This window comes from Curtobacterium uvaldense (genome assembly GCF_028307415.1).
In the GTDB taxonomy this organism is placed as follows: Bacteria; Actinomycetota; Actinomycetes; order Actinomycetales; family Microbacteriaceae; genus Curtobacterium.
The window spans coordinates 1-4,397 of record NZ_JAQMHU010000059.1 but is presented as its reverse complement, the minus strand read 5'-3'; the positions used below and the strand labels follow the sequence as shown (position 1 = coordinate 4,397).

The following is a 4,397-nucleotide window of genomic DNA, read 5'->3' as shown; positions in this document are numbered from 1 at the left end:
CCGTCGGGGCGTCCGGCGTCGGCGAAGCGCTCGCGGAGCCGGCCGGCGTCGGGGTGCCCGTGTCGCCGTCGCCCTCGCCGCCGTCGCCGTCACCGCCGCCGTCGCCGTCGCCGTCGCCGTCGCCGTCGCCGTCGCCGGGCACCGTGACGCCGATCGTCACCTCCGGGGACGGGTCGCCCCCGTCCGGATCGGTGGGCGACGTCGCGGTCGCCACGTTGACGACGTCGGACCCGTCGCCGGTGTAGCCGGGGTCGAGCACCGCCCGGATGCGGAAGGAGCGGGTCTCGCCCACCGCCAGGTCCCCCTCGGACCGGCACGTCACGTGCTGCCCCTCGACCGAGCAGTCGTCCTCGGACCCCGTGAAGCGCATCGCCGCCGGCAGGTCGTCGACCACGCCCACGTCGTGCGCGGGGTCAGGACCGCGGTTCTTCGCCGTCACCAGGTACTCGACCTCGTCCCCCGGTGCCACGTCGAGGGACGGGGACACCGACTTGTCGGTCTCGAGCTGCGCCTCGGGCGCCGGCGCCGCCTCGATCGGACTCGTCTCGACGGACCGGTTGTCGGACTCGTCGACGTCGGACAGCGACGCCGGAGGCGCGATGGTGGCGGTGCTCTCGAGCGCCCCCGAGGCGTCGTCCGCGACGGTCCCGGACACGGTGACCGTCGCGGCGCCGCCCGGGACCAGGTCGAGCCCGGCGTCCACGTCGCCGGTCCCGCTGGCCGTTCCGCAGGCGGATCCGTCGGTCGCGGTGCAGGTCCACGTCACGTCCCGCAGACCGTCGGGGACGTCGACGTGCAACGCGCTGGGGTCGGACCGGTTCGGGCCGGCGTCGGACGCGGTCACGGTGTACGAGAACGGCTGCCCGGGCCGACCGGACGCGGGGAGCTCCTGGGTGACGCCGAGGTCGACGGGCTGGGAGACCCGGAGGTCGTCGACCTCGTGGACGTCGGCGAAGCTGCCGGTCGCGGCGGAGAAGCCGAGCCGGAGCGTGTCCGGGAGCGGAGCCTGGGCGTCGCCGTGCAGCGGCACGCGGTCGAGGACGGTGCGGAGCGGCCCCCCGTCCTCGAGGCGCACGGTCATGAAGAGTTCCCCCGACGCCCCCGGCACGAGACTGACGCGGACCTTCCGCTTCGTCGGCCCGTCGGTCAGGGTGCCACCGGGAGCCTGGACCCCGTCGACGTACCGGTAGCCGGTGGTGCCGTCACCCGATCCCCGGACCACGACCGAGTCCGGTCGGCGCCCGAGCCCGGACAGGTTGATCTCCTGCGAGAAGTTGCCGTAGTGGTCGACCGCCACCGCCGCGAAGCCACCCGGCACGCCGGGCAGGTCGCAGGGTCGCCCGCCGCCCTGGGTCTCGCTCGACCGGCAGGCGTACCCGAGCGCTGCGCCGTACGCTCCGACGCCCTGTGGTGCGCTGCCGTCCGCCAGGAAGAGCAGCAGCCCGTCGGCACCCTGGTCGCCCACCGTGTTGTACATGGCGTACGAGAACTCGATGTCGAGTCCGAGGTCAGAGCGGAACGTGTCGTCCGTCGACCACGCTCCGGCCTGGTCCTTCGTCTGGTCCGTGAGCCGCAGCCGCCCGTCGACGACCTGCGCGTCGCCGCTCAGGGTGCCGCCCGCGGCGGAGTCGAAGCCGTTGCGGTAGGGGAACGCGAGGTCGTCCGCCGAGGAGCTGGAGGGCAGGAGCGCCGGCGCCGCCAGGACGGCAAGGGCCACGAGTCCGGCCGTGATCGCACCCCGCGGGCGTCGACACCGTCGGGGGTGTGCGACGCGATGGGTGGTTGTCGGGATCGAGGTGTCTGTCATGCCCCGATCGTCGCGAGCGGGACCACCCCGTCAGCGGCCGTCGAGCCCTTCTGGGGAGAACAGTCCCGAGACCAGCCGCTGTGCAGGGATGTGCTCAGCCACCCCGGCCAGATCGAACTCACCCGAGCCACACCGTGGTCTCGCCCGGGAGCATCCCCTCGCCCGCGTCGAGCGGCCCGGACGCCAGCACCACCGTGCCCGACGGCATCGGCACCGGGGACGTCCCGAGGTTCGTCACGGACCGCCAGCCCTCGTGCCGGGCGAACGCCACGACGTCGTCACCGGCGTCGAGCCACGTCAGTTCCTCGCCCTGCTGCAGCCGTCGTCGGGCCGCAGTCGCCTGCCGGTAGAGCGACAGCGTCGAAGCGGGGTCGCCGTCCTCGGCCTCGACCGACGAGTCGCCGAAGTCCTCCGGCTGCGGCAGGTGCGGTGCGACGTCGCCGAAGCCGAACGACGGCCCCGTCCGGGTCCAGGGGATCGGGACCCGGCAGCCGTCCCGCCCCTTCACCGTGTGCCCGCTGCGGATCCACTTCGGGTCCTGCAGGCGCTCGTGGGGGATCGCGGGCGCCTCGTGCAGGCCGAGCTCCTCGCCCTGGTACAGGTAGGTGGACCCGGGCAACGCCAGGATCAGCAGCGTCGCCGCACGCGCCCGACGTCCACCGCGCGCACGGTCGAGCTCGGGCTCGGTGCCGTCGGTGAGCAGCCAGGCATCCGTGTCGGTGCCGTCGGGCAGGCCGTAGCGGGTGGCGTGCCGCACGACGTCGTGGTTCGACAGGACCCAGGTCGAGGAAGCGCCGGACTCGGCCGACATGGCGAGGTTCCGCTCGATGATCTCGTGGAAGGCCCGTGCGTCGTACGGCGCCTCGAGCAGGTCGAAGTTGAACGCCTGCCCGAGCTCGGTCGGCCGGGCGTAGAGCACGCGACGCGGTGCCGGCGCCCAGGCCTCGGCGATCGCGGCGCGGGGCGGGTCGTACTCGTCGAGCACGGAGCGCCACGTCGCGAAGATCTCGTGCACCTCGTCGCGGTCGTACAGCGGGTCGGAGCCGTCCAGCGGCAGCGCCTTCTCGTTCGAGGGACGGTACGGCGTCGACAGGTCCTTCGCGAGCCCGTGCGCGACGTCGACCCGGAAGCCGTCCACGCCGCGGTCGGACCAGAACCGCAGGGTGTGCTCGAAGTCGGCGCGCACCTCGGGGTTCGACCAGTCGAGGTCGGGCTGTTCGGGCGCGAACAGGTGCAGGTACCACTGGCCGTCCGGCACCCGCGTCCACGCGCTGCCGCCGAAGTTCGACACCCAGTCGCTCGGCGGGAGCTCGCCCGACTCCCCCGCTCCGTCACGGAACACGTAGCGCGCCCGCTCGGGTGACCCCGGCTCTGCGGCGAGCGCCTGGCGGAACCACTCGTGCTGGTCGGAGGTGTGGTTCGGCACGACGTCGACGATGACGCGCACGTCGTGCTCGTGTGCGGCGCGGACGAACGCGTCGAGGTCGTCGAGCGTGCCGAGGCGCGGGTCGACGTCGCGGTAGTCCGCCACGTCGTACCCGCCGTCGGCGAGCGGCGAGGGGGTGAAGGGCGACAACCACACCGCGTCGACGCCGAGCGACGCCAGGTACGGCACACGGCTCGTGATGCCCGCGATGTCCCCCAGGCCGTCCGCGTCGGTGTCGGCGAAGCTCCGCGGGTACACCTGGTAGACGACGGCCTGACGCCACCAGTCCGGGTCGGTGGTGCGCGGGCTGCTGGCGGGCGTCCGGTGGCTGCTCACCCGGCCACCGTACCCAGCGGGACCCGAGTGGTGGTCCGATCGGGAATGGCGCACTCAGCGAGCACATTGGTTGTCCCTGACACCATTCCGTGACCGAACGGTCACGGACAGAAGGGATCCACCATGACGAACGTCCTCGCCCTCGTCGGCAGCCTGCGCGCCGGCTCGATCAACCGGAAGCTCGCCGAGGCTGCCGAGCAGCACGCCCCCGAGGGGATCACCCTCACGACGTTCGACGGCATCGTCGACCTGCCCTTCTACAACGAGGACATCGACGGCGACACCCCGCCGGCCGCCGCCGTCGCCTTCCGCGACGCCGTCGCCGCAGCGGACGCGGTCCTGCTCGTCACCCCCGAGTACAACGGCACGATGCCGGCCGTGCTGAAGAACGCGCTCGACTGGGGCTCGCGGCCCTTCGGCTCGTCGCCGCTGTCCGGCAAGCCGCTCGCGGTGATCGGCTCGGCGTTCGGCCAGTACGGCGGTGTGTGGGCACACGACGACGCCCGCAAGTCGGCGGGGATCGCGGGTGCGAAGGTCCTGGAGGACGTCAAGGTCGCCATCCCGCAGTCGGTGGTCCGGTTCGCGGAGACCCACCCGCGCGAGGACGCCGAGGTCGTCGAGCTCGTGCAGGGCGCGCTCCGCGCCCTGGCCGGTGCGGCGGACGAGCGCGTCGCCGCCTGATCCGCCCGGTCGCCGTCGGGCGACCAGGAGACGGTCTGGAGGGGGGGGGGGGGGGGGGGGGGGGGGGGGCGGGGGGGGGGGGGGGGGGGGGGGGGGGGGGCACCGGGCCGGGGTGCGCGTGCGCCGCGCGTATAACCTAGGGGTAAA

At 73.7% G+C, this 4,397-nt stretch carries 3 protein-coding genes; 1 reads left to right on the top strand and 2 read right to left on the bottom strand.

Going from position 1 to position 4,397, the window contains the following annotated elements; translation table 11 throughout:
* The coding region (locus PIJ49_RS16825) for a lectin-like domain-containing protein (protein ID WP_271827132.1) at positions 1-1,807 on the bottom strand (1,807 nt) is incomplete at its 3' end.
* 118 nt (positions 1,808-1,925) lie between these two features.
* Positions 1,926-3,569: a glycoside hydrolase family 13 protein gene (locus PIJ49_RS16820; RefSeq protein WP_251154201.1), complete on the bottom strand. Its 1,644-nt coding sequence runs from the start codon at positions 3,567-3,569 to the stop codon at positions 1,926-1,928.
* Between the two features lie 123 nt (positions 3,570-3,692).
* Here PIJ49_RS16820 and PIJ49_RS16815 point away from each other — a divergent pair, with 123 nt between their 5' ends.
* A complete protein-coding gene (locus tag PIJ49_RS16815; protein ID WP_209684271.1) occupies positions 3,693-4,250 on the top strand; it encodes an NADPH-dependent FMN reductase in 558 nt (185 codons plus the stop codon).
* Positions 4,251-4,397: the final 147 nt, after the last annotated feature.